Source organism: Microbacterium sp. NPDC078428 (assembly GCF_044542535.1).
Classification (GTDB): domain Bacteria; phylum Actinomycetota; class Actinomycetes; order Actinomycetales; family Microbacteriaceae; genus Microbacterium; species Microbacterium limosum.
Genome location: NZ_JBITUP010000002.1, coordinates 26,970 through 48,577, shown reverse-complemented (window position 1 = coordinate 48,577; position 21,608 = coordinate 26,970). Strand labels below are relative to the sequence as shown.

General features: G+C 71.5%; 21 protein-coding genes and 1 tRNA gene. 15 read left to right on the top strand and 7 right to left on the bottom strand.

The window, feature by feature from the left end; genetic code table 11:
- Positions 1-200: 200 nt before the first annotated feature.
- The 9 genes from nhaA (at position 201) to ACIGCK_RS04305 (ending at position 8,920) form a co-directional block, all read left to right on the top strand.
- Complete coding sequence (nhaA, locus tag ACIGCK_RS04345) at positions 201-1,403, top strand: Na+/H+ antiporter NhaA (RefSeq protein ID WP_396664097.1); 1,203 nt, start codon at positions 201-203, stop codon at positions 1,401-1,403.
- Complete coding sequence (locus ACIGCK_RS04340) at positions 1,400-2,068, top strand: MazG family protein (protein ID WP_396664095.1); 669 nt, start codon at positions 1,400-1,402, stop codon at positions 2,066-2,068. The genes nhaA and ACIGCK_RS04340 overlap by 4 nt, the downstream gene beginning before the upstream one ends.
- A 64-nt stretch (positions 2,069-2,132) precedes the next feature.
- Entirely contained in the window at positions 2,133-3,395 is a 1,263-nt protein-coding gene (gene hisS, locus ACIGCK_RS04335; RefSeq protein ID WP_396664707.1) for a histidine--tRNA ligase, read from the top strand.
- Between the two features lie 105 nt (positions 3,396-3,500).
- Positions 3,501-4,781: a phosphopyruvate hydratase gene (eno, locus tag ACIGCK_RS04330; protein WP_396664093.1), complete on the top strand. Its 1,281-nt coding sequence runs from the start codon at positions 3,501-3,503 to the stop codon at positions 4,779-4,781.
- A gap of 32 nt (positions 4,782-4,813) precedes the next feature.
- Complete coding sequence (locus ACIGCK_RS04325) at positions 4,814-5,431, top strand: septum formation initiator family protein (RefSeq protein WP_396664092.1); 618 nt, start codon at positions 4,814-4,816, stop codon at positions 5,429-5,431.
- 46 nt (positions 5,432-5,477) lie between these two features.
- Entirely contained in the window at positions 5,478-5,996 is a 519-nt protein-coding gene (locus ACIGCK_RS04320) for a DUF501 domain-containing protein (RefSeq protein WP_396664090.1), read from the top strand.
- Positions 5,993-7,315 carry a S8 family serine peptidase gene (locus ACIGCK_RS04315; RefSeq protein WP_396664088.1) on the top strand — a complete coding sequence of 441 codons (1,323 nt, stop codon included), beginning with the start codon at positions 5,993-5,995 and terminating at the stop codon, positions 7,313-7,315. The genes ACIGCK_RS04320 and ACIGCK_RS04315 overlap by 4 nt, the downstream gene beginning before the upstream one ends.
- A 24-nt stretch (positions 7,316-7,339) precedes the next feature.
- A complete protein-coding gene (locus tag ACIGCK_RS04310; protein WP_396664086.1) occupies positions 7,340-8,803 on the top strand; it encodes an NAD(P)/FAD-dependent oxidoreductase in 1,464 nt (487 codons plus the stop codon).
- Positions 8,804-8,847: 44 nt separating this feature from the next.
- Positions 8,848-8,920 (top strand) — tRNA-Leu (locus tag ACIGCK_RS04305).
- 132 nt (positions 8,921-9,052) lie between these two features.
- Here the strand turns inward: ACIGCK_RS04305 and ACIGCK_RS04300 are convergent.
- Positions 9,053-10,126, bottom strand: a complete 1,074-nt coding sequence (locus ACIGCK_RS04300; RefSeq protein WP_396664085.1) for a TerC family protein — start codon at positions 10,124-10,126, stop codon at positions 9,053-9,055.
- A 253-nt stretch (positions 10,127-10,379) separates the two neighbouring features.
- Between ACIGCK_RS04300 and ACIGCK_RS04295 the strand changes: the two genes are divergently transcribed.
- Positions 10,380-10,949 carry a LemA family protein gene (locus ACIGCK_RS04295; RefSeq protein ID WP_396664084.1) on the top strand — a complete coding sequence of 190 codons (570 nt, stop codon included), beginning with the start codon at positions 10,380-10,382 and terminating at the stop codon, positions 10,947-10,949.
- Position 10,950: 1 nt separating this feature from the next.
- On the opposite strand, the gene ACIGCK_RS04290 is transcribed toward ACIGCK_RS04295, so the two are convergent.
- Complete coding sequence (locus ACIGCK_RS04290; RefSeq protein ID WP_396664083.1) at positions 10,951-11,844, bottom strand: hypothetical protein; 894 nt, start codon at positions 11,842-11,844, stop codon at positions 10,951-10,953.
- 179 nt (positions 11,845-12,023) lie between these two features.
- On the opposite strand from ACIGCK_RS04290, the gene ACIGCK_RS04285 reads away from it, so the two are divergent.
- Together ACIGCK_RS04285 and ilvA are read left to right on the top strand one after the other, a co-directional pair.
- On the top strand, positions 12,024-13,211 hold the full coding sequence (locus ACIGCK_RS04285; RefSeq protein WP_396664081.1) for an AI-2E family transporter: 1,188 nt from the start codon (positions 12,024-12,026) through the stop codon (positions 13,209-13,211).
- Positions 13,208-14,458: a threonine ammonia-lyase gene (gene ilvA / locus ACIGCK_RS04280; protein ID WP_396664079.1), complete on the top strand. Its 1,251-nt coding sequence runs from the start codon at positions 13,208-13,210 to the stop codon at positions 14,456-14,458. The genes ACIGCK_RS04285 and ilvA overlap by 4 nt, the downstream gene beginning before the upstream one ends.
- A 42-nt stretch (positions 14,459-14,500) precedes the next feature.
- Here the strand turns inward: ilvA and greA are convergent, their stop codons facing one another.
- Complete coding sequence (gene greA, locus ACIGCK_RS04275) at positions 14,501-14,992, bottom strand: transcription elongation factor GreA (protein WP_330170072.1); 492 nt, start codon at positions 14,990-14,992, stop codon at positions 14,501-14,503.
- A gap of 105 nt (positions 14,993-15,097) precedes the next feature.
- A complete protein-coding gene (locus ACIGCK_RS04270; RefSeq protein WP_396664077.1) occupies positions 15,098-15,490 on the bottom strand; it encodes a DUF4307 domain-containing protein in 393 nt (130 codons plus the stop codon).
- A gap of 74 nt (positions 15,491-15,564) precedes the next feature.
- On the opposite strand from ACIGCK_RS04270, the gene ACIGCK_RS04265 reads away from it, so the two are divergent.
- Complete coding sequence (locus ACIGCK_RS04265) at positions 15,565-15,921, top strand: hypothetical protein (protein ID WP_396664075.1); 357 nt, start codon at positions 15,565-15,567, stop codon at positions 15,919-15,921.
- Here ACIGCK_RS04265 and ACIGCK_RS04260 read toward each other — a convergent pair.
- Positions 15,909-16,580, bottom strand: a complete 672-nt coding sequence (locus tag ACIGCK_RS04260) for a hemolysin III family protein (RefSeq protein ID WP_330172043.1) — start codon at positions 16,578-16,580, stop codon at positions 15,909-15,911. The two genes, ACIGCK_RS04265 and ACIGCK_RS04260, sit on opposite strands and share 13 nt — an antisense overlap.
- A gap of 184 nt (positions 16,581-16,764) precedes the next feature.
- Here ACIGCK_RS04260 and ACIGCK_RS04255 point away from each other — a divergent pair, with 184 nt between their 5' ends.
- Positions 16,765-17,547 (top strand): isoprenyl transferase, encoded by a 783-nt coding sequence (locus tag ACIGCK_RS04255; RefSeq protein WP_330172042.1) that lies wholly within the window; start codon positions 16,765-16,767, stop codon positions 17,545-17,547.
- 190 nt (positions 17,548-17,737) lie between these two features.
- Positions 17,738-19,114, top strand: coding sequence for a PhoH family protein (locus tag ACIGCK_RS04250; RefSeq protein WP_396664073.1), 1,377 nt, complete (start codon positions 17,738-17,740; stop codon positions 19,112-19,114).
- A gap of 309 nt (positions 19,115-19,423) precedes the next feature.
- Here ACIGCK_RS04250 and ACIGCK_RS04245 read toward each other — a convergent pair whose 3' ends face one another.
- Together ACIGCK_RS04245 and ACIGCK_RS04240 are read right to left on the bottom strand one after the other, a co-directional pair.
- On the bottom strand, positions 19,424-20,080 hold the full coding sequence (locus tag ACIGCK_RS04245) for a response regulator transcription factor (RefSeq protein WP_330170069.1): 657 nt from the start codon (positions 20,078-20,080) through the stop codon (positions 19,424-19,426).
- Positions 20,077-21,591, bottom strand: coding sequence for an ATP-binding protein (locus tag ACIGCK_RS04240; protein ID WP_396664071.1), 1,515 nt, complete (start codon positions 21,589-21,591; stop codon positions 20,077-20,079). The genes ACIGCK_RS04245 and ACIGCK_RS04240 overlap by 4 nt, the downstream gene beginning before the upstream one ends.
- Positions 21,592-21,608: the final 17 nt, after the last annotated feature.

Genomic DNA, 21,608 nt, shown 5'->3' with positions numbered 1-21,608 from the left:
CGCGCCGCTTCGCGAGCCACTCCGGTCCCCGCGCAGCGCGCCGCGCAGCGCCTCTCAGCGGAACCCGCGGTGCTCGGACACGGCACCGATAGACTGGGTGAAGGAGTGCCGGGAAGTCTGGTCGGCGGTGGTGCGTCGTGCGCGCCATCTGCGCCCCCGACCGTCACGATGACCCGTGACCCCCGACCGAAAGGACACGTGTGTCCCTGCTTCGCTCCGCCCGCTTCCCGGCGATCATCCTCCTCGTCGCCGCCGCGGCCGCCCTCATCATCGCCAATACGGCGGCGGGTCCCGCCCTGGATGACTTCATGCACGTCTACCTCGGCATTCCCGGCGTCTTCGAACTGAGCATCGAGCACTGGATCAAGGACGGGCTCCTCGCGATCTTCTTCTTCGTCGTGGCGGTCGAGCTGCAGTTCGAACTGACCAACGGCGAACTGAACTCCGCCCGCAAGGCCCTGCAGCCGGCCATCGCCGCCGCGGGCGGCGTCATCGTGCCGATCGCCGTCTTCCTCGTGTTCGCCGCGGGCAGCCCCGCCGCGGGCGGGTGGCCCATCCCCACGGCGACCGACATCGCCTTCGCCCTCGGCGTGCTGGCGGTCTTCGGCAAGGGGCTGCCCTCCGGCATCCGCATCTTCCTCCTCGCCCTCGCGATCCTCGACGACATCGTCGGCATCATCTTCATCGCGGTCCTGTTCACGACCGACGTCAACATCGGGCTCCTGGCTCTCGCGGCGCTCGCCGTCATCGCGTTCGGAGTCCTCAGCCGGTTCCTCGACTCGCGCGCGAAGGCGGGGGTCGGCGTCCTGCTCGTCGCGCTCGCGGTCATCGCCTGGGCGCTCACCTACCTCTCGGGCGTCCACGCCACGATCGCGGGCGTGGCGCTGGGCCTGGCGATGTACCAGCGACCCGCCCTTCAGGTGCGCCACGCGCTGGAGCCGTGGGTCAACGGACTCGTCCTGCCCCTGTTCGCGTTCTCGGCGGCGCTCGTCGTCATCCCAGCGGTCTCGCCCACCGAGCTGTCGCCCGCGTTCTGGGGCGTCCTGGTCGCCCTCCCGGTCGGCAAGATCATCGGCATCTCCCTCTTCGGGTGGATCTCCCTGCGCATCGGCGCCCGGGGTCGCGCTCCGCACCTCTCGTTCGCCGACCTGCTCGCCGCCGGCGCGCTCGGCGGCATCGGGTTCACCGTTTCGCTGCTGCTGTCCGAGCTCGCCTTCTCCGACCTTCCCGAGATCCGCGATCAGGCGACGCTCGGCGTGCTCGCCGGTTCGGTGATCTCGCTGGTCATCGCCGCGGTGCTCGTGTCGATGCGCGCGCGGCACTTCCGGCGCGTCCGCGACATCGACGCCGACGAGGTCGAGGTGCCCTCGCCGTCCTCGCCCGACCGGGGCCAGCTCGCATGAGCACGCAAGGGGCGGGGGATGCCGCGGCCGCGCGCCGCGCGCGTGCCCTCGCCGAGGCGGCCGAGGCGATGCGCCGCGTGCGCGAGGACTGCGTGTGGTCGCAGCGCATCACGCATGAGGACCTCGTCCCCTATCTCGTCGAGGAGAGCGCCGAGCTGATCGACGCCGTCGAGCGGGGTACGCGGTCCGAGCTGCGCGAGGAGCTCGGCGACGTGCTCTGGCAGGTGCTGTTCCACGCCGAGATCGCGTCCCGCGATGCCGGAGATCCGTTCGACATCGCCGACGTCGCCGACGGGCTGACGCGCAAGATGGTGCGCCGGCATCCGCACGTCTTCGCCGACGCCCGCGCCGACACGCCCGAGCAGGTGATCGAGCTGTGGAACGCCGCGAAGGCGGCGGAGAAGCGCGACCGTCGCAGCGTGCTCGAGGGCGTCGCCCCCGGCATGCCCGCCCTGGCGCTCGCCCAGAAGGTCCTCGGCAAGGCCGAGGGCGTCGGGGTGCGGGTCGACCCCGCGGCGGATGCCCCGGCCACCGAGGCCGAGCTCGGCGAGGCGCTGCTGGCCCTCGTCGCGGCGGCACGTCGGCAGGGCTGGGATGCGGAGGGGGCCCTGCGCTCGCGGCTGCGCTCCCTCGCGGACGAGGTCCGCGAGGTCGAGTCCGACTGACGCGGGCGTCGCCCGCCGCGGATGGGAGGATGGGGGAGTGCCCCCCGTGAATCCGCCGCGCGGCATGCGCGACTTCCTCCCCGCCGACAAGGCCCGCCGCGAGCGCGTCCTCGCGATCATCCGCGACCGCTACCGCGCCCACGGGTTCGACGAGATCGAGACGCCCGTGGTCGAGGACTACGACCGGCTGCACGCGGGCATCGGCGGCGACAACGAGAAGCTCTCGTTCAGCGTGCTGCGCCGCGGGCTCGACGCCGACGGCATCCGCGCCGCCGCCGAGGACCCCGCGGCGCTCGCCGATCTCGGCCTGCGCTACGACCTCACGGTGCCCCTCGCGCGCTTCTATGCGAGTCACCGCGGCGAGCTGCCCGGCGTGTTCCGCGCGATCCAGATCGCTCCGGTGTGGCGCGCCGAGCGGCCTCAGAAGGGTCGCTACCGCCAGTTCGTGCAGTGCGACATCGACATCATCGGGGATGCCTCGGCGCGCGCGGAGGCGGAGCTGATCGCGGCGACGCTCGACACGCTCGCGGCCCTGGGGCTCGAGGGCGCCACGGTGCGCATCAACGACCGGCGCGCACTGGATGCCCTGCTCGGCGCCTTCGGGTTCACGCCCGAGGAGCGTCCCGGCGTGCTGATCACGATCGACAAGCTCGACAAGGTGGGGCCCGAGGGCGTCGCGGCGGAGCTGCGCGAGCGCGGTGTGAGCGCGTCGGCCGTCGACGCGTTCGCGGCGTTCCTGCACCGTCCCCGCGCCGCGGCGGGTCCCTTCGGAGAGGAGCACATCCGGCGGGAGCTGCCCGAGGGGATTGCGGACGACGTGGTCGCGCACCTCGTGGCGCTCGGCATCGCCGTCGCCGAGGCGCGCTCGCACGGCGACGAGGGCGCCGTGCCGCTCGTCTTCGACCCGTTCCTCGTGCGCGGGATGGGCTACTACACCGGCACCATCTTCGAGCTGGCGCACCCCTCCGTCGCCTATTCGCTCGGCGGCGGCGGCCGGTACGACGGCATGATCGGGCGGTTCCTCGGCACCGACGTCCCCGCCGTCGGGTTCTCGATCGGCTTCGAGCGCATCGTCGACCTCGTCGAGGCGGGGGAGGATGCCGCGGTGCCCGCCGTCGTGCTCGTCCACGACCGCGACGTGCCGCTTCCGCAGCTGCTCGGCCTCAAGGCCGCTCTCGTGGCCGAGGGGGCCAGGGTGCGACTCGAGCAGCGGACGAAGAACCTGCGGGCGCTCCTGGAGCGCGCGGCCGCCGACGGATACGCGTCGTTCGCGACGGTCTCGACCGCGACCACGCGAGAGACGCTCGAGCTCAAGCCGCTGGGCTGACGCGCCGCCCGGGGCCTGTGGCCGCGGCATCCGCGCTCGCTAGACTGGCCCGCGGATCGACGACGCTCCCATCCACCTTCAGTCCACGACCAAGGAGCAACCAACGTGGCACTCATCGAGGCAGTAGGCGCTCGCGAGATTCTCGACTCGCGCGGAAACCCGACGGTGGAAGTGGAGGTGCTCCTCGACGACGGCATCGTCCAGCGCGCCGCCGTCCCCTCGGGCGCATCGACCGGCGCGTTCGAGGCGTACGAGCTGCGCGACGGCGACAAGAAGCGCTACGGCGGCAAGGGCGTGCAGAAGGCCGTCGCGGCCGTCATCGACGAGCTCGGCCCCGCGATCGAGGGCATCGACGCCAGCGAGCAGCGCGTCATCGACGAGATCCTCATCGCCACCGACGGCACGGAGAACAAGCAGCGCGCCGGCGCGAACGCCATCCTCGGCGTGAGCCTGGCCGTGGCCAAGGCCGCCGCCGACTCGGCCGACCTGCCCCTGTTCCGCTACCTCGGCGGCCCGAACGCCCATCTGCTGCCCGTCCCGCTGTTCAACGTCATCAACGGCGGCGAGCATGCCGACAACGGCATCGACTTCCAGGAGTACTTCCTCGCGCCGATCGGCGCCGACACGTACGCGGAGTCGCTGCGCTGGGGCACCGAGGTGTACCACGTGCTCAAGGGCGAGCTGAAGGCCGCGGGATTCTCCACCGGCCTCGGCGACGAGGGCGGCTTCGCCCCCGACCTGCCGAGCAACCGCGAGGGCCTGGACTTCCTCATGAAGGCGATCGAGAAGGCGGGCTTCACCCCCGGCCAGGACATCGCGGTCGGGCTCGACGTCGCGGCGACCGAGTTCTTCTCGGCCGGCGTGTACACCGTCGAGGGCAAGGCATGGTCGGCCGACCAGCTCACGGACTACTTCGCCGACCTCGTCGCGAACTACCCGATCGTCACGATCGAGGATGCGCTCGCCGAAGACGACTGGGACGCGTGGAAATCGCTCACCGACGCGATCGGCTCGAAGGTGCAGCTGGTCGGCGACGACCTGTTCGTCACCAACCCCGATCGTCTGCAGCGCGGCCTCGACCTCGGTGTCGCGAACGCCCTGCTGGTCAAGGTCAACCAGATCGGCACGCTCTCCGAGACGCTCGACGCGATCGCCCTCGCCACGCAGAACGGCTACCGCTCGATGCTGTCGCACCGCTCCGGCGAGACCGAGGACACCACGATCGCCGACCTCGCCGTGGCGACCAACGCGGGTCAGATCAAGACCGGCGCGCCCGCACGCAGCGAGCGCGTCGCGAAATACAATCAGCTTCTGCGCATCGAGGAGGAGCTGGGCGAGGCGGCGGAGTTCGCCGGTCGCCGCGCCTTCCCGCGCTACAAGGGCTGAGCACCGCACACACGAAACCGGAGGGGGGAGTCATGGCGAAACGACCGGCTCCCCCCTCCGGGCTCTTCGGGGGACCCGTCCCGGGAGCAGTGCCGCGCACCCCGGATGCCGCCGGCCCCGCCCGTGCGCCCCAGGCGGCACGCCGCCGCGGCGCACGCCGGGACGAGGGCCGGGCGCCGCGGCGCCAGGTCGACGTGCGCGGCTGGCTGGGCGGCATCCGGCTGTCGGGCTTCATGGTCGTGATGATGGGGCTCGTCGTCCTCGCCGCCTTCGTCCTCGTGCCCACCGTGGGCACCTTCGTGCAGCAGCGCCAGAACATCGCCGCGCTCGAGGCATCCGTGACGGCGGCCGAGGCCGACGTCGCCGAGCTCGAGGCGCAGCAGGAGCGGTGGGGCGATCCCGCCTACATCACCACGCAGGCGCGGGAGCGGCTGTACTACACGCGCCCGGGGGAGGTCGTCTACCTCGTCCTCAACGATCTCGACGCCTCGCTGCTGCCGGCAGAGGAGACCCCGGTCAGCGCGGAGGTCACCGAGACCCGTACCGACTGGATGACGCAGCTGCTGGGCTCGGTCACGCAGGCGGGGCTGTCGGCGACGGTGCGCCAGACGCATTCGGCTCCCGGCGAGGGCGGCACGCCCGCGGGCTGAGCGGCGCCGGCGTCGGCGCGGGCCGCGTCGGCGTTAGCCTGGAAGGGTGAGCACCCCGCCCTACGATCCGCCGACCGAGGCCGAACTCGCCGTCGTGCGCGCGCAGCTGGGCAGGCCGGCTCGCGGAGTGATCGGTATCGCGGCGCGGTGCGCGTGCGGCAACCCCACCGTCGTGGCGACCGCGCCCCGGCTCCCCGACGGCACGCCGTTCCCCACGTTCTACTACCTCACGCACCCCGGTGCGACCGCGGCGATGAGCGAGCTCGAGGCCACGCACGTCATGGCCCAGCTGCAGGACGATCTCGATGCCGACGACGACATGCGGGCGGCGTACGCCGCCGCCCACCGCGCGTACCTCGACGACCGCGCGCCCTACGGCGACGTGCCCGAGGTCGCCGGGATCTCGGCCGGGGGCATGCCCACCCGGGTGAAGTGCCTGCACGCGCTCGCCGGCCACGCCCTGGCGGCCGGACCGGGGGTCAACCCGATCGGCGACCTCGCCCTGGCCCGCTCGCGGTGGAGCCCCGAGGTCTGCGTGTGCGCCGAGCCCGGACCCCGCGGATGAGGGTCGCGCGCGCGTCGTTCGCCGCCTTGGTGGCCCTGGCGCTCGCCCTCGCACCGGCGGCCCCCGCCGCCGCGACCGCCGCCGCCCTCGTCCCGACGACCGCAGCGCCGGCCTTTCCCGACGACCCCGCCGACCCCATCCGCAAGGCCGAGTACTGGCTCGACTCCCTCGGCATCCGTGCGGCGTGGCAGACGACGCGGGGCGCGGGTCAGACGATCGCGATCATCGACACCGGGATCGGCGCAGGACCGCCCGAGTTCGCCGGCGCCGTCGTGGGCGGAACGGATGTCTCCGGCTCCGGCAGCTCCGACGGCCGCACCCCGGTCGGGGCCATCGATGCCAACCACGGCTCGTGGGTGGCCTCGCTCGCGGCGGGTCGGGGCACGGGCGACGGCACCGGGATGATCGGAGTGGCCCCCGAGGCGTCCCTGCTCTCGATCTCGCTCGGGTTCGGGCAGGCCGGCCGGGTGCCCTTCGTGGAGCAGGTCGCGACCGCGATCACGTGGGCGGTCGACCAGGGCGCCACGGTCATCAACCTCTCGTTCACGACGAACACCCTCGACTGGGACCCCCTGTGGGACGAGGCCTTCCAGTACGCCTTCGACAACGACGTCGTCATCGTCGTCGCGGCGGGCAACCGGGGCAGCGGCACCACGCTCGTGGGGGCGCCGGCCACGATCCCCGGCGTGCTCACGGTCGGCGGTGTCGACCCGTCCGGTGCCGCGAGCGTCGAGGCATCCACCCAGGGCATCACGATCGGCGTCTCGGCGCCCAGCGAGGAGCTGCTGGGCGTGTCCGCGGACGGCCGCATCGTGCGCTGGAGCGGTACCAGCGGGGCCGCGCCCATCGTCGCCGGGGTCGCCGCCCTCGTGCGCGCCGCGCATCCCCGGCTCGACCTCGCGGGCGTCGTCAATCGCCTCGTCCAAACCGCGACGCCGGCGCCGGCGGCCTCGGCGCGGCCCGATCCGCTCTACGGATACGGGATCGTCAACGCCCAGGCCGCGGTGGAGGCCGAGGTGGCGCCGGTGAGCGCCAACCCCATGGGCGACCTCGCCGAATGGATCCGCCTGTACCGGCGCGCCGACGTCGACCCTCAGCCCGAACAGGCGGACGAAACCGCCGCCGAGATCCCGCCGCTGCCCCCCGCCGATCCGCCCAGCGAGCCAGCCTCGGCGCTGCTGCCGTCGGCGGATAGCCTGCGGTACGGCACGCTTCCGCTCGTGGCGGGGACCGTGGCTGGTATCCTGGTCGCGCTCGGCGTCACCGCAGCTGTCCGACGCATCCGATCGGCGCGCACACAGCCGCGCTCGACTCCGTGATCCTCTGAGGAGTTACCCCCCATCGTGACCAGCTCTGTGAACAGCACTGCCACCAGCGCACCCGCCGTCCCCAAGATCCTCGTGGTCGGAGGCGGCTACGCCGGCTTCTACACGGCGTGGAAGCTCGAGAAGACGCTCCGCAAGGGCGAGGCCGAGATCACGGTCGTCGACCCGCTGCCCTACATGACCTACCAGCCCTTCCTCCCCGAGGTCGCGGCCGGCTCGATCGAGGCTCGGCACTCGGTCGTCGCCCTCCGTCGCCACCTGAAGCGCTCGACGGTCATCACCGCGAAAGTCACGGGCATCGACCACGCCCACAAGCTCGCCACGATCACGCCGCCCGTGGGCGAGCCGTGGCAGCAGGAGTACGACCAGATCGTCGTGACGGCCGGTGCCGTCTCGCGCACCTTCCCGATCCCCGGTATCGCCGACAACGCGATCGGCCTCAAGTCGATCGAGGAGGCCGTGGCGATCCGCGACCGCCTGATGTCGAACTTCGACAAGGCCGCGCTGCTGCCTCCGGGCCCCGAGCGCGACCGCCTGCTGACGGTCGTGGTGGTCGGCGGCGGATTCGCCGGCATCGAGGTCTTCGCCGAGCTGCGCTCCCTCGCGTCGGCGCTTCTCGGGGCCTACCCCCAGCTGACGTTCGACGACACGCACTTCCACCTCATCGAGGCCATGGGCCGCATCATGCCCGAGGTATCGCTCGCCACGAGCGAGAAGGTGCTCGCCGAGCTGGCCCAGCGCGGGGCCTTCGTGCACCTCGACACGCAGGTCAAGGGTGCCGTCGACGGCAACGTCGAGCTCTCCACGGGCGACGTCATCGCCACCGACCTCATCATCTGGACGGCGGGAGTCATGGCCAACCCGCAGGTGGTGCGCGGCAGCGACCTCCCGGTCGAGGAGCGGGGACGCATCGTCACCCGACCCGACCTGCGCGTGGGCACCGACGAGGAGATCGTCGAGGGAGCCTGGGCGGCCGGCGACGTCTCGGCCGTGCCCGACCTCACCGGCGGCGGCGTGGGCGGCTTCTGCGTCCCCAACGCGCAGCACGCGGTGCGTCAGGGAAAGCTGCTGGCCAAGAACATCACCGCCGTGCTTCGTGGCGAGGCCCCGCGCGACTACGTGCACAAGAACCTCGGCGCGGTGGCCGGCCTGGGGCTCGGCCGGGGTGCGTTCCAGAAGGGCAAGATCGGCTTCACCGGGCCCCTCGCGTGGCTCGCCCACCGCGGCTATCACGGGCTCGCGATGCCGACGTGGGAGCGCAAGCTGCGTGTGATCGGGGGCTGGTGCAACAACCTGCTGCTCGGCCGCGACCTGGTCAACCTGCAGACGGTGCAGAACCCGCGGTACGTGTTCGAGGAGTTCGCGGCCCGTCCGCGGCCCGCGCAGCCGCCCGTCACGCCGCCGGCCGAGCCGCGCGGCGCGGGCAAGGAGGCCGACAAGCCCGAGGCCGTGGACGCGGCGAAGGCGGCCGCATCCCGCTGAGACGCACGGCGTCCGGGATACTGGAGCCGTCGCCCCGCGGCGACGCCCCCGTAGCCCAATGGCAGAGGCAGGCGACTTAAAATCGCTTCAGTGTGGGTTCGAGTCCCACCGGGGGTACGCGCGGGCACGCTGGAACCGGCGTTCCCGACCGTGAGCCTGCCGTCCGCCGCCGATTCGGGTACGCACGATGGACGCCCCCCGCCCGACGGGCGAGGGGCGTCCATCATGCGTGGTGGAGCGGCGCGGTGCTCAGTCGGTCGAGCGACCGCGATCGGTCGCTCGCGCGGCCTCGTCGTCGTAGCGGATCTCTCCCTCGACGCCCTCGCCGCGCACCTCCTCGACCTGTGCGTCGAGCCCGCGCGCGTCGCGACGGGTCTTGATGAGGCTGGCGACGGTGGCCACCGCGATCGTCGCACCGATGAACAGAAGCGAGAACCAGATCGGGATCTCCGGCGCCCACTCCACGTGTCGCCCGCCGTTGACGAACGGCAGTTCGTTGACGTGGAGCGCGTGGAAGACGAGCTTCACGCCGATGAAGGCGAGGATGACGGCGAGACCCTGCGCGAGGTACACGAGGCGCTCGAGCAGTCCGCCGATGAGGAAGAACAGCTGACGCAGCCCCATCAGCGCAAAGGCGTTCGCGGTGAAGACGATGTACGCCTCGTTCGTCAGTCCGTAGATGGCGGGGATGGAGTCGACGGCGAAGATGAGGTCGACGAAGCCGATCGCGATGATCGTGAGCATCATCGGGGTGACGAAGAGCACGCCGCCCTCGCGGACCGTCAGGCGGTCGCCGCGGTACTCGTCGGTGACGCGCAGGTGGCGCCTGACGAAGCGCATGAACCGGCCGTCGACGGGGTTGTCCTCGTGGTCGGAGAACGCCTGCCTCCAGGCCAGGAAGAGCAGGAGCGCGCCGAAGAGGTAGAAGATCCAGGAGAAGTTCTCGATGAGCGTCGCGCCGACCGCGATGAACGCACCGCGCAGGATGAGCGCGATCACGATCCCGATCATCAGCACCTTCTGCTGGTAGGCCTTGGGGACGGCGAAGCCGGCCATGACCAGAAGGAAGACGAACAGGTTGTCGATCGAGAGCGCCTTCTCGGTGAGATAGCCCGCGAAGTACTCGCCGCCGAAGTCCCAGCCCGAGACGACGCCGATGCCCACGCCGAACAGAAGAGCGAGGGCGATGTAGAAGGCCGACCATCGGGCGGACTCGCCGATCGTGGGCTCGTGGGGCTTTCGCACGTGCGCGAAGAACTCGTAGACGAAGAAGGCGATCGTGACGGCGATCGTGATGATCCAGACAAGGGGCGTGACGTTCACGGGTACTCCAAAAGACGGTGACGGTTCTCGTCAAGGTCTCTTCCACCCCGGGGGGCCGGCGGGCCGGGACTCGACATCGAGTCCGTAGTGACGGGTCCGCCGCGATCGGGAATACTCCCCTTGCGCCCTCCACTGTAGCCCACCGGGTCGGCGACGCGGAGCGCACGCGGGGATACCCACCGGCGTCCCAGGTCGCGCGGGACCCGCGCGACTACGATGGAGGGGTTTACGTCCGCACGCGCAGGAGACACTCATGTGGGAATGGCTCGTCCCGATTCTGATCGTCGTGGCGCTCGTCGTCATCATCGGCATCTATCTCTGGGCCACCTACAACTCGCTCGTGGCGCTGCGCGCGCGCGTCGACGAGGCATGGAGCGACATCACGGTGCAGCTGAAGAGGCGCGCCGATCTGCTGCCGAGCCTCATCGAGACGGTGAAGGGCTACGCGGCGCACGAACGCGGCGTCTTCGAGAGCGTCACGCAGGCGCGCGCCGAGACGCTCGCAGCCGAGGGCCCCGCGCAGTCGGGGGTCGCGGAAGGCCACATGCAGCGCGCGCTGAAGTCGCTGTTCGCCGTCGCGGAGGCGTACCCGCAGCTGCAGGCGAGCCAGAACTACCTCCAGCTGCAGCACGCCGTGGCCGACACCGAGGACAAGGTCCAGGCGTCCCGGCGGTTCTACAACGGCGGGGTCCGCGAGCTCAACTCGAAGATCAAGGTCTTCCCCAGCGCCCTTTTCGCGAGGCGGCTCGGCTTCCGCGAGCGCGAATTCTTCGAGGTCGAGAACGGCGCCGCGATCTCGGAGCCCCCCCGCATCCAGTTCTGAGTCAGAACGGTCGCAGCGCCAGTTCGCCGCCGCCGAGGTCGTAGGAGCCCCGCAACGTCCAGTCGTCGTCGCGGAAGGTGACCGTGGCCGCCGCGCCCTCGCGCGTGGTGCCGGAGACCGTCACGACGTAGTCGCCGCCGACGGCGGCGAAGAGCCCCGCACCCTCGAACGTCAGCTGCGGCATCCGCTCGACCCGGTAGGCGAACCGGTCGGCGGTGGCGAGGTCTGCCGCCCACGGGATGCGCAGCCCGCAGGCCGCGGGAACGGCGTCGGCGGTCGTCGTGCACGAGGCCGTGTACGCGTCGAGGAGCGGCTGCGCCCGAGCGGCCGCGTCGTCCCGCAGGCGGGCGGCGATCGCGACGGCCACGGTCTGCCCGCTGCCGATGGACACGTCCTGCGAGCCCTCCAGCACCTCACCCGGAGCGGGCGAGACGGTGTACCCGGCCGGGAGCAGGCCGACGGAGCCGGCCGGCACGTCGGCGTCCCCCACCCGCAGCGTGTCGCCGAGGGTCGTCGTCACCTCGAGCCGGCCGAGGTTGTCCTCGACCACCCACTCTCCCTCCTCTCGACGGAGGGAGAAGTCGAGGGGCCGCTCGGCGTCTGCGATCCGGCCGGTGGCCTCCACGACCGCGTGATCGCCCTCCGTGCGGATGCCGGTGATCTCGGCGTCCTCCACGCGAGAGGTCGCGGCCTCGAACGCGAGCGCGGCGGTGCCGGCGTCGACGGCCTCAAGGTCGCGCAGCGCGTCGAGATCCCCCGCGCCCAGCGCGGCGACGTAGCGGGCGGCGGCGTCGTCGGCGGAGGGTCCTCGGCCGAAGACGACCCACGCGACGACCGCGACGGAGGCGACCAGGACGACCCCGCTCGCGACGATCGCGGCGGCGCCCCGTCTCATGCCGGCACCGTCATGCCGGCATCGTCCTGCCGCGCGCGGCCCTTCGCCCGGGGCGAGCGGGCGCGGCCGGGCTGAGCGTGCGGGGGAGGGTCGGGCTCATCCGCGCCAGCCTAGCGGCGGCGCCGCGCGGCCCGGGCGCGGTGCGGCACCCGGCTCGGTGCTGCTTCTAGACTTGCCGGGTGAGCGAGAGCCCCGATCCTCCCCGCAGACGTCTGGCCGACGTGCTGCGCGAGCGGACGGTGTCCACCGAGACGACCGGCTCCGTGCCGCGCGGACTGCGGATCGCGACGGCCTACGCCTGGCGGTTCCTCGTCATCGCGGGCGCTGCGGCGGTGGCGGTCTGGCTCGTCATCCAGCTGAAGCTCCTCGTCATCCCGCTGCTCGTGGCGATCCTCATCACGGCGCTGCTGTGGCCGGCCTTCACGTGGATGCTGCGGCACCGCTTTCCCCGGTGGCTCGCGATCGTGCTGTCGCTGCTCGGCACCATCACCGCCGTGACGGGGCTGTTCTGGCTCGTGATCTGGCAGGTCTCGCGCCAGTGGGCGAGCGTCCAGGAGCGCACGGCGGACGCCGTCGTGCAGCTGCGGGAGTTCCTGATCGACGGGCCGCTGCATCTCACGGCCACGCAGATCGACGGATGGCTCGTGGAGGGCTGGCAGCTCATCCAGGAGCAGGCGGAGCTGCTCCTCTCGGGCGCGCTCGCGTTCGGCACGACGCTCGGTCACGTCGCGACGGGTGCGCTGCTGGCCCTGTTCATCCTCATCACGACCCTCGCCGACGGCGGCGGGATCTGGCGCTGGACGCTGCGGCTGTTCCCGCGGGCCGCTCGCCCCGCCGTGGACGACGCCGCGCACGCCGGCTGGGCCACGGTGGTGACCTATGCGCGCACCCAGCTGCTCGTCGCCACGATCGACGCCGTCGGCATCGGGCTCGGCGCGCTGCTGCTCGGCGTGCCCCTGGCGATCCCCATCGCGGTGCTGGTCTTCCTCGGCGCGTTCGTGCCGTTCATCGGCGCGATCGTGACGGGCGCGCTCGCGGTGTTCCTGGCCCTGGTCTACAACGGGCCGTGGATCGCCTTCTGGATGCTCGTCGTGGTCCTCGGCGTGCAGCAGATCGAGAGCCACGTGCTGCAGCCGATCCTGATGGGCTCCGCAGTGAAGGTGCACCCCCTCGCGGTCGTCCTCGTCGTCGCGGGAGGGGCGATGATCGCCGGCATCCCGGGAGCCCTCTTCGCGGTTCCGCTGGCGGCGTTCGTCAATGTCTTCGCGGTCTCCATCGCCCGCAGACGCGTGGGGGTCGACACCTCGCCCGTCTCGGCCGACCTCATCTGGAGCACCGTGCCCCGCAACAGGAAGACCCGCCGATGACCGCGCCAGAGAAACTCCTCACCGACCTGCCCGCCCTGTCCGAATTCGAGGATGCCGCGCGCAGCCTGCGCGGCGTCATCAGCCACACTCCGCTGGAGCTCTCGCATTCGCTGACGGAGATGCTCGGGGTCCCGGTGCACCTCAAGCTCGAGAACCTGCAGCGGACGGGCTCGTTCAAGATCCGCGGCGCGACCTACCGGCTCTCACGCCTGACGGCACAGGAGCGCGCGCGGGGCGTCGTCGCGGCCTCGGCCGGCAACCACGCGCAGGGCGTCGCGCTCGCGGCGCAGGAGCTGGGCATCGCCGCCACGATCTTCATGCCGCTGGGCGTGCCCGTGCCCAAACTGCTCGCGACGCGCGGCTACGGCGCCGAGGTCGTGCTCGAGGGCGCCACGGTCGAGACCCCCCTGCGCCTCGCGGCCGAGTTCGCCGAGCGCACGGGCGCCGTGCTGATCCACCCCTTCGACCATCGCGACATCGTCGTGGGCCAGGGCACCCTCGGCCTCGAGCTGATGGACGATCTGCCCGAGGTCGAGACCATCATCGTCGGCATCGGCGGCGGCGGGCTGCTCGCGGGCGTCGCGGGGGCCGTGCGTGCGCGGGCGGCCGCGACCGGCCGCGCCGTGCGCATCATCGGGGTGCAGGCGGAGAACGCCGCGGCCTACCCTCCCTCGCTCGAGGCGGGGCATCCGGTGGACGTCCTCACTCGACCCACGATCGCCGACGGCATCCTGGTCTCGCGCCCCGGCGACGTGCCGTTCGGGATCATCCGCGACCTCGTGGACGAGGTGGTCACGGTGAGCGACGACGACATCGCCCGCGCCCTGCTGGTACTCCTCGAGCGGGCCAAGGTCGTCGTGGAGCCCGCCGGTGCCGTGGGGGTCGCCGCGATCCTGGCCGGCAAGGTGTCCGCCACCGGACCGACCATCCCGGTGCTCTCCGGCGGCAACATCGACCCGCTCCTGATGCAGCGGGTGATCGCGCACGGTCTGGCCGCGTCGGGTCGGTACATGACCCTCCGCATCCCGCTGCCGGACCGCCCGGGGCAGCTCTCCCAGGTCTCCGAGCTCGTCGCGCAGGCGGGCGCCAACGTCACCGAGGTGATGCACACCCGCCACGGTCAGGGGCTGCAGATCAGCGAGGTCATCCTCCAGATCAGTGTCGAGACACGCGGCGAGGACCACAAGGCGCTCACGCTCCAGACCCTCGAGAAGGCGGGCTTCCGGCCGGTCGTCGTTCCCGACTGAGCACGCCGTGCGCCCCCCACGCATCCGGGAGGGCGAGCGGACTCAGTCGCCCGCGTAGGTCTCCACGGAGACGATCTCGACCGGCATCTCCCGGCCGTTGGGGGCGGCGTACGCGGTCGTGTCGCCCTCCTTGAGGCCGAGGATCGCCGCGCCGAGCGGGCTCGCCTCGCTGTACACCGAGAGGGCCGAGTCCGCCGCGAGCTCGCGATTGGCGAGAAGGAAGCGCAGCTCCCGTCCCGCCACCTTCGCGGTCACGACGGTGCCGGGCGCGACGATGCCGTTGGACTCGGGGGCATCGCCCACCTCCGCCGTGGCGAGCAGGTGCTGGAGCGTGCGGATGCGCGCCTCCTGCCGTCCCTGTTCGTCCTTGGCCGCGTGGTATCCGCCGTTCTCCCGCAGGTCGCCCTCTTCGCGGGCGGCTTCGATGCGCGCGGCGATCTCCTCGCGGCCCGTGGTCGAGAGGTGCTCGAGCTCGGTGGCGAGTCGGTCGTAGGCATCCTGGGTGAGGAAGGTGACCTGGGCATCCTGAGACACGGATTCTCCTTCGTTCGTGGGTGACGCGGCTCGGCCGCGGGGCATTCCCGTCCGACATGCCAAAACGCCCCGGCGTCGTGCCAGGGCGTCGTGGGTGTCGAAAGTTTAGGTGACCCAGCAGGAGTTCACCAAACCCGTCGTGGCCGCCGCGACGGTGGGCACCCGCTCCGACATGACACGGGTGCGCTCGCCCGTCGCCTCGTACACGACGACCCGCCAGCCGACCACGCCGAACTCCTCGTCGAGCGCCTCGACGGCACAGGCGATCTCGCGGTCGGCCGGTCCGGAGACCTGGAAGCCCACCTCGACCGTGTGCTCGTCCACGACCGTGAAAGACACGCCGTCGGCGCGGACGTCGTCGAGCGTCGTGGCGATCGCGAACCACGCCGTGCCGGCGACGGCGAGCACGATGGCGACGATGCCCGCGATGAGGGCGCCGCGGCGGCCGGTGGCGCGACCGCGACCGTATCGCTCGTCGAGGCGGGCCTGCACGCTCATGAGCACCTTCGGGGGACGGATTAGGCTGGAGATTCCAGGCTAGGCGCTTCGCGGCGCGGAAGAGGACACGACGGATGCATTTCGCGACGGACATCGGGCACACTCTCACGCTGTCCGTCGTCGGCCTCGCGGCGACGCCGTCGCCCGCACCGCTCGAGCCCCCCGACGAACTCGTGACCCCCGGATTCACCGGCTTCGCCATCATGGTCGTGCTCGTCGTCGCGGTGATCGTGCTCGTCTGGGACATGCAGCGCCGCATCCGCCGCACGCGCTATCGCCAGGAGATCGACGAGCGTCTGGACGCCGAGGCCCGCGGAGGCGAGCCGGCCGCGCGGGGTGGCGCGCACGCGGTCGGCGGTCGCGCGGAGGGCGACAAACCTGACGGGGAGGAACCCGGAGAGGCGGGACGCCGCGGCGATCAGGGGTTGTAGACCGGGTCGAGCGCGATGAGCAGCGCGGCGCTCCAGTGGCAGAGGAAAGCCAGCACCGTGCACACGTGGAAGATCTCGTGGAAGCCGAAGTGGCCGGGCCAGGGGTTGGGCCGCTTGACGGCGTAGACGACGGCCCCCGCCGTGTACAGCAGCCCTCCGGCGATCACGAGGATCATCATGGCGGCGTTGGCCTCGAACAGATCGGCCATGTACATCACGGCGGCCCACCCGAGGGCGAGGTACAGTGCGACGTACAGCCAGCGCGGAGCCCCGATCCAGAACACCCGGAAAAGGATGCCCAGCACCGCCCCGCCCCACACGATGGACAGCAGCAGGGCGCCCTTGTCGGGCGGGAGCGCGAGCACGGCGATCGGGGTGTAGGTGCCCGCGATCAGGAGCAGGATGTTGGCGTGGTCGATGCGCTTGAGCACGGCCTTGGTGCGCGCAGACCAGTCGAAGCGGTGATACAGCGCGGAGTTGCCGAACAGCAGCAGCGACGTGGCCGCGAAGACCGCCGACGCCCACTTGGCGGGCGCGCCCTGGGCGAGCGCGATGAGGACGATCCCGGCGGCGATGGCCACGGGGAACGTGCCGGCGTGGATCCACCCGCGCCACGTCGGCCGCGTCTCGACCGCGGCATCGACGTCGGCGGCCTGCATCAGCGGAAGGACGGGGACCTCGGGGGCGCGGGAGCGCGAGCGACGACTCACGGTTCCAGCGTAGGCGCGGCCGCATGCCGCGCGGCGCACATAGCGGAACCGGATGCCGCGATATGCGGCACCGCGTGCCGCGCCGGTGGCGGCGCGCGCATCCGCCCGTGGCGGCGAGTAGCGTAGGCACGTGATGAGTCGCCGACGTGATGAGGGCCGGGGTCCCCTCTATCGGCTCTACATCGGCCGGCTGCGCCGCGAGATCCACGCCGAGCAGGTGCCCCGCCATGTCGCGATGATGATCGACGGCAACCGACGCTGGGCCCGCCAGCTCGGGTACGACACCGCCGCGCACGGCCACCGCGCCGGCGCCGCCAAGATGCGCGAGTTCCTGACCTGGTGCGACGACGTGGGCGTGCGGGTCGTCTCGCTCTACCTGCTCTCCCACGACAACCTCGCCAAGCGCGACACCCGCGAGCTCCAGGATCTGCTGGAGATCATCGCCGAGCTGGCGGACGAGATCTCACGGGAGCGCGACTGGCGCGTGCAGCACGTGGGGCGTGCGGAGGGCCTCCCCGACGATCTGTCCCGAGTCCTCCGCGAGGCGCAGGAGCGCTCGAGAGCCAACACGGGTCTGCACGTGAACCTGGCCGTGGGGTATGGGGGCCGCAGCGAGATCGTCGACGCCGTGCGCAGCATCATCGCCGCGCACGGCGGTACCGGTGGCTCGCTGGAGGAGCTGGCTGCGAGCCTCACGCCCGAGCAGATCGGGGAGCACCTGTACACGGGCGGGCAGCCCGACCCCGACCTCGTGATCCGCACCTCGGGGGAGCAGCGGCTCTCGGACTTCCTGCTGTGGCAGAGCGCGCACAGCGAGTTCTACTTCGTCGAGGCGCTCGGGCCCGACCTGCGCGAGGTCGATTTCCTGCGCGCGATCCGGGATTTCGGCTCGCGCGAGCGCCGATTCGGGCGGTGACCGTCGTGCACTGCGAATTAACGCGTCCGTAACCTCGCGGGGGGCGTGTCGGATGGCGTCGGTGCGCGACGCGGTCGTACCTTCGTCACATCGGGCAAGGCGCCCGGTCGGGTCGGCCACATCTGTGCGACTCGCAACTCCAGTGGTCGACGCGCAGGCACCGGGGATACGCCCGGGTCGGGAGCAGGTTGTGACCACAGCGGCATCGCACCAGCAAGACACGATCATCGACGCGCGTCGCTCGCCGCGCGAAGAAGACGGGGCATCGGCCGATCAGGCATTGCGCACATACGTGCTCGACACGTCGGTGCTCCTGTCCGATCCGCGGGCGTTCTTCCGCTTCGCGGAGCACAGCGTCGTCATCCCCGTCGTCGTCATCACCGAGCTGGAGGGCAAGCGCCACGATCCCGAGATCGGCTACTTCGCCCGTCAGGCGCTGCGTCATCTCGACGAGCTGCGTGTCGAGCACGGGCGCCTCGACTTCCCCGTGCCGGCCGGGCACGACGGCACGCTGCGTGTCGAGCTGAACAACACCGACCCGCAGGTGCTGCCCTCGGGAATGCGGCTGAACGACAACGACACGCGCATCCTGGCCGTGGCGATGCACCTGGCCCGCGACGGACAGGAGGTCACGGTCGTCTCCAAGGATCTGCCGATGCGGGTGAAGGCCGCCTCCCTCGGCCTGCACGCCGAGGAGTACCTCGCAGAGCAGGCCGTGGATTCGGGATGGACCGGTATCGCCGGCGTCGACCTCTCGGGGGACGAGATGAGCGATCTCTACGAGAGCGAGGTCGGATCCCACGACGCCGTCGCGGGGCTGCCCGTCAACACGGGCCTGATCATCCACTCCGAGCGCGGATCCGCCCTCGGCCGCGTCACGGGCGAGAAGGACTTCCGCCTCGTTCGCGGCGACCGCGACGTCTTCGGCCTGCACGGGCGATCTGCCGAACAGCGCATCGCGATCGACCTGCTCCTGGATCCCGACGTGGGCATCGTCTCGCTCGGCGGTCGCGCCGGAACCGGGAAGTCGGCCCTCGCCCTGTGCGCCGGGCTCGAGGCCGTGCTCGAGCGGCAGCAGCAGCGCAAGATCATCGTCTTCCGCCCGCTCTTCGCCGTCGGCGGGCAGGAGCTCGGCTACCTCCCCGGCGACCAGGCGGAGAAGATGAACCCCTGGGGTCAGGCGGTCTTCGACACCCTCGGCTCCGTGGTGTCGGGGAACGTGCTCGAGGAGGTCGTCGAGCGGGGGCTTCTCGAGGTGCTCCCGCTGACCCACATCCGCGGCCGGTCGCTCCACGATGCGTTCGTGATCGTCGACGAGGCGCAGTCACTCGAGCGCAACGTGCTCCTGACCGTGCTCAGCCGGATGGGCCAGAACTCGCGCGTCGTGCTGACCCACGACGTGGGTCAGCGCGACAACCTGCGGGTGGGCCGCCACGACGGCGTCGCGTCCGTCATCGAATCGCTCAAGGGACACGGACTCTTCGGCCACGTCACGCTCACGCGCTCCGAGCGCTCCGCCATCGCCGCCCTCGTGACGGAGCTGCTGGAGGTGGGGGAGCTCTCGTGATGCGGGGGCGGCTGGGACCGCCCGTGTGAGAGAAGTCTCATCCCCTTCCGAGCCCCCTCTCATTCCGCGGGGGCATCCTAGAGGATAAGAACTTCACACACGCCCGCGCGAGCGGGTCCGGTCACCGCCGATGTCCCAGTTCGGCGGTGTGTCGGAAGACGCAATCCCGCCCCCCTCCCTTCGTGGCGGGATTGACGAAGAGACGCGAGGCCCCCAGCTCGAACGTCTCCCAGCCCCCGGTGTCCCCCCAGCGCCGGGGGCTTCTTCGTGCCCCGAGGGCGCGCGCCCCGCGTCACGCGGTCGGCGGGCTCACTGCCAGCGGTAGCCCGCGCCGCGCACGGTGGAGATCCGGTCGGCGCCGAACTTGCTGCGGAGGTAGCGGACGTACACGTCCACGACGTTCGAGCCCGGGTCGAAGTCCAGGCCCCACACGCTCGAGAGCAGCTGCTCCCGGCTCAGCACCTGCCCGGGATGGCGCAGGAACTGCTCGGCCAGGGCGAACTCGCGGGCCGAGAGGTCGAGCTCCTTGCCGCCGACGAGAGCCCGGCGCGTGAGGGGGTCGAGGCTGATGTCGCCGTGGACGATGCCCGGGGCGCCCGCCGAGACCGTCTCGCGCAGGCGAGAGCGCACGCGTGCGAGCAGCTCGTCGAACTTGAAGGGTTTCGCGACGTAGTCGTTGGCCCCGGCATCCAGCCCCTGCACGGTGTCGCGGGTGCTGCTGCGCGCGGTCAGCATGATGACGGGCACGGTCGATCCCTGGCCGCGCAGATGCCGGAGGATCTCGAAGCCGTCCATCCCCGGCAGGCCCACGTCGAGCAGCACGAGGTCCACATCGCGGTCGAGCGCGTACTCGAGGGCCTCGTGCCCGTTCTCGACGATGGTCGCGGTGTAGCCGGCGGACTCGAGTCCGCGCGCGACGAACGACGAGATCCGCGGCTCGTCTTCGGCGATGAGGATGTGCGTCATCCGGTGGCCTCTCTCTGGAGCACGACGTCGCCGGCGCGAACGGGCGAGGGGAGCGATTGCCCCACGCTCTGCGAGACGGGCACGTGGATCGTGAAGGTGGCGCCGCCCCCGGGGGTGTCCGTGACGACGCAGGTGCCCTGGTGCGCCTTGGCGATCGCGTCGACGATCGCGAGGCCGAGGCCCGACCCGCCTACCGTGCGATGGTCGGCGCGGGCGAACCGATGGAAGATGCGGCGGCGCGCCGCGGGCGGGATGCCGGGGCCGTGATCGCGCACCCAGAGTCGCGCCGTGAGCGGGTCGATGTCGCTTCCGATCTCGATCGGCGAGCCCTGCGGGGTGTACTTGGAGGCGTTGTCGGCCAGTTGCAGCCAGGCCTGCAGCAGGCGGTCGCGGTCGGCCTCGATGAGGCCGCGCGCCGATCGCGTGAGGTGCCAGGTGTGCCCGGGGATTCCCTCGACGAGGTCCCCCATCCGCTCCGTGAGGTCGCCGAGCTCGACGGGGGAGAAATCGAACTGGTCGCCCTCTGCGGAGGAGAGCAGGTCGATGTCCTCCACGAGGCGCGTCATGCGGTCCAGCTCCGCGATTCCGATGTCGCGGGTCCCCGCGACGTCGCTCGGATTCGAGACGACCATCATCTCGAGGTGGCCGCGCACGATCGTGATCGGGGTCTTGAGCTCGTGCCGCACGTCGTCCAGCAGCTGACGCTGGCTGTCGATCGACCCCTCGAGGCGGTCGAGCATGGAGTTGACGGTGCGGCTGAGGTCGGACAGGTCGTCGTTGCCCTCCGCGGGGAGGCGGGCGCGCAGATCGGTCGGGGTGATCGAGTCGGCGGTCTCGCGCATGCGGCGGATGGGGGAGAGGATGCGTCCCGCGACGAACCAGCCGACGACGCCCATGGCGGTCAGGGTCGCGAGGGCGGCGACGGTGTAGGTCAGGAAGGATGCCGTGACCGGCGCCAGCTCGCGCGTGACGTTCACGGCGCGGATGTACACGCCCTGGCTGTCGTCGCCGCGCACCTCCACCGGCACCGCGAGGTAGCGCACGTCCATGCCGTCCACCGAGGCGTTCTCGATGACGGCGCCGCGCGGGTCGGTCGTGAGGGTGCGCGCGACGGCGTCCGCGACGAAGTCGGGATCGGCGACGAGGGCGTCGCTGAAGCCGCCCGCCGTGCGGAAGGCGACGTCGCCGTCGACCACGGCCAGGGACGCCTCCGTGCGGGCGGGCACGAGGCGCGACACGGCGGCCCGGAGGTACTCCCCGACGTCGGCGAAGTCGTCGCCTCGGCGGGCCGCCTCCGCAGCGGCGTCGTCTTCCACGATCACGGACAGATCGGCCACCTCCCCCAGTGACTCGACGAGAGCCCCCAGGCGGTCGTCGATCTCGATGAGCGTGCGATCCCGCTGAACGAGGAACGTCACCCCGCCCACGATCGCGAACCCCAGAGCCGCGACGGAGAGGATGGCGCCCAGGATCAGTGCCCTTGCGGGAATGGGTCGCCGCTCGCGCGTCATGGTCATATTATCCGGCC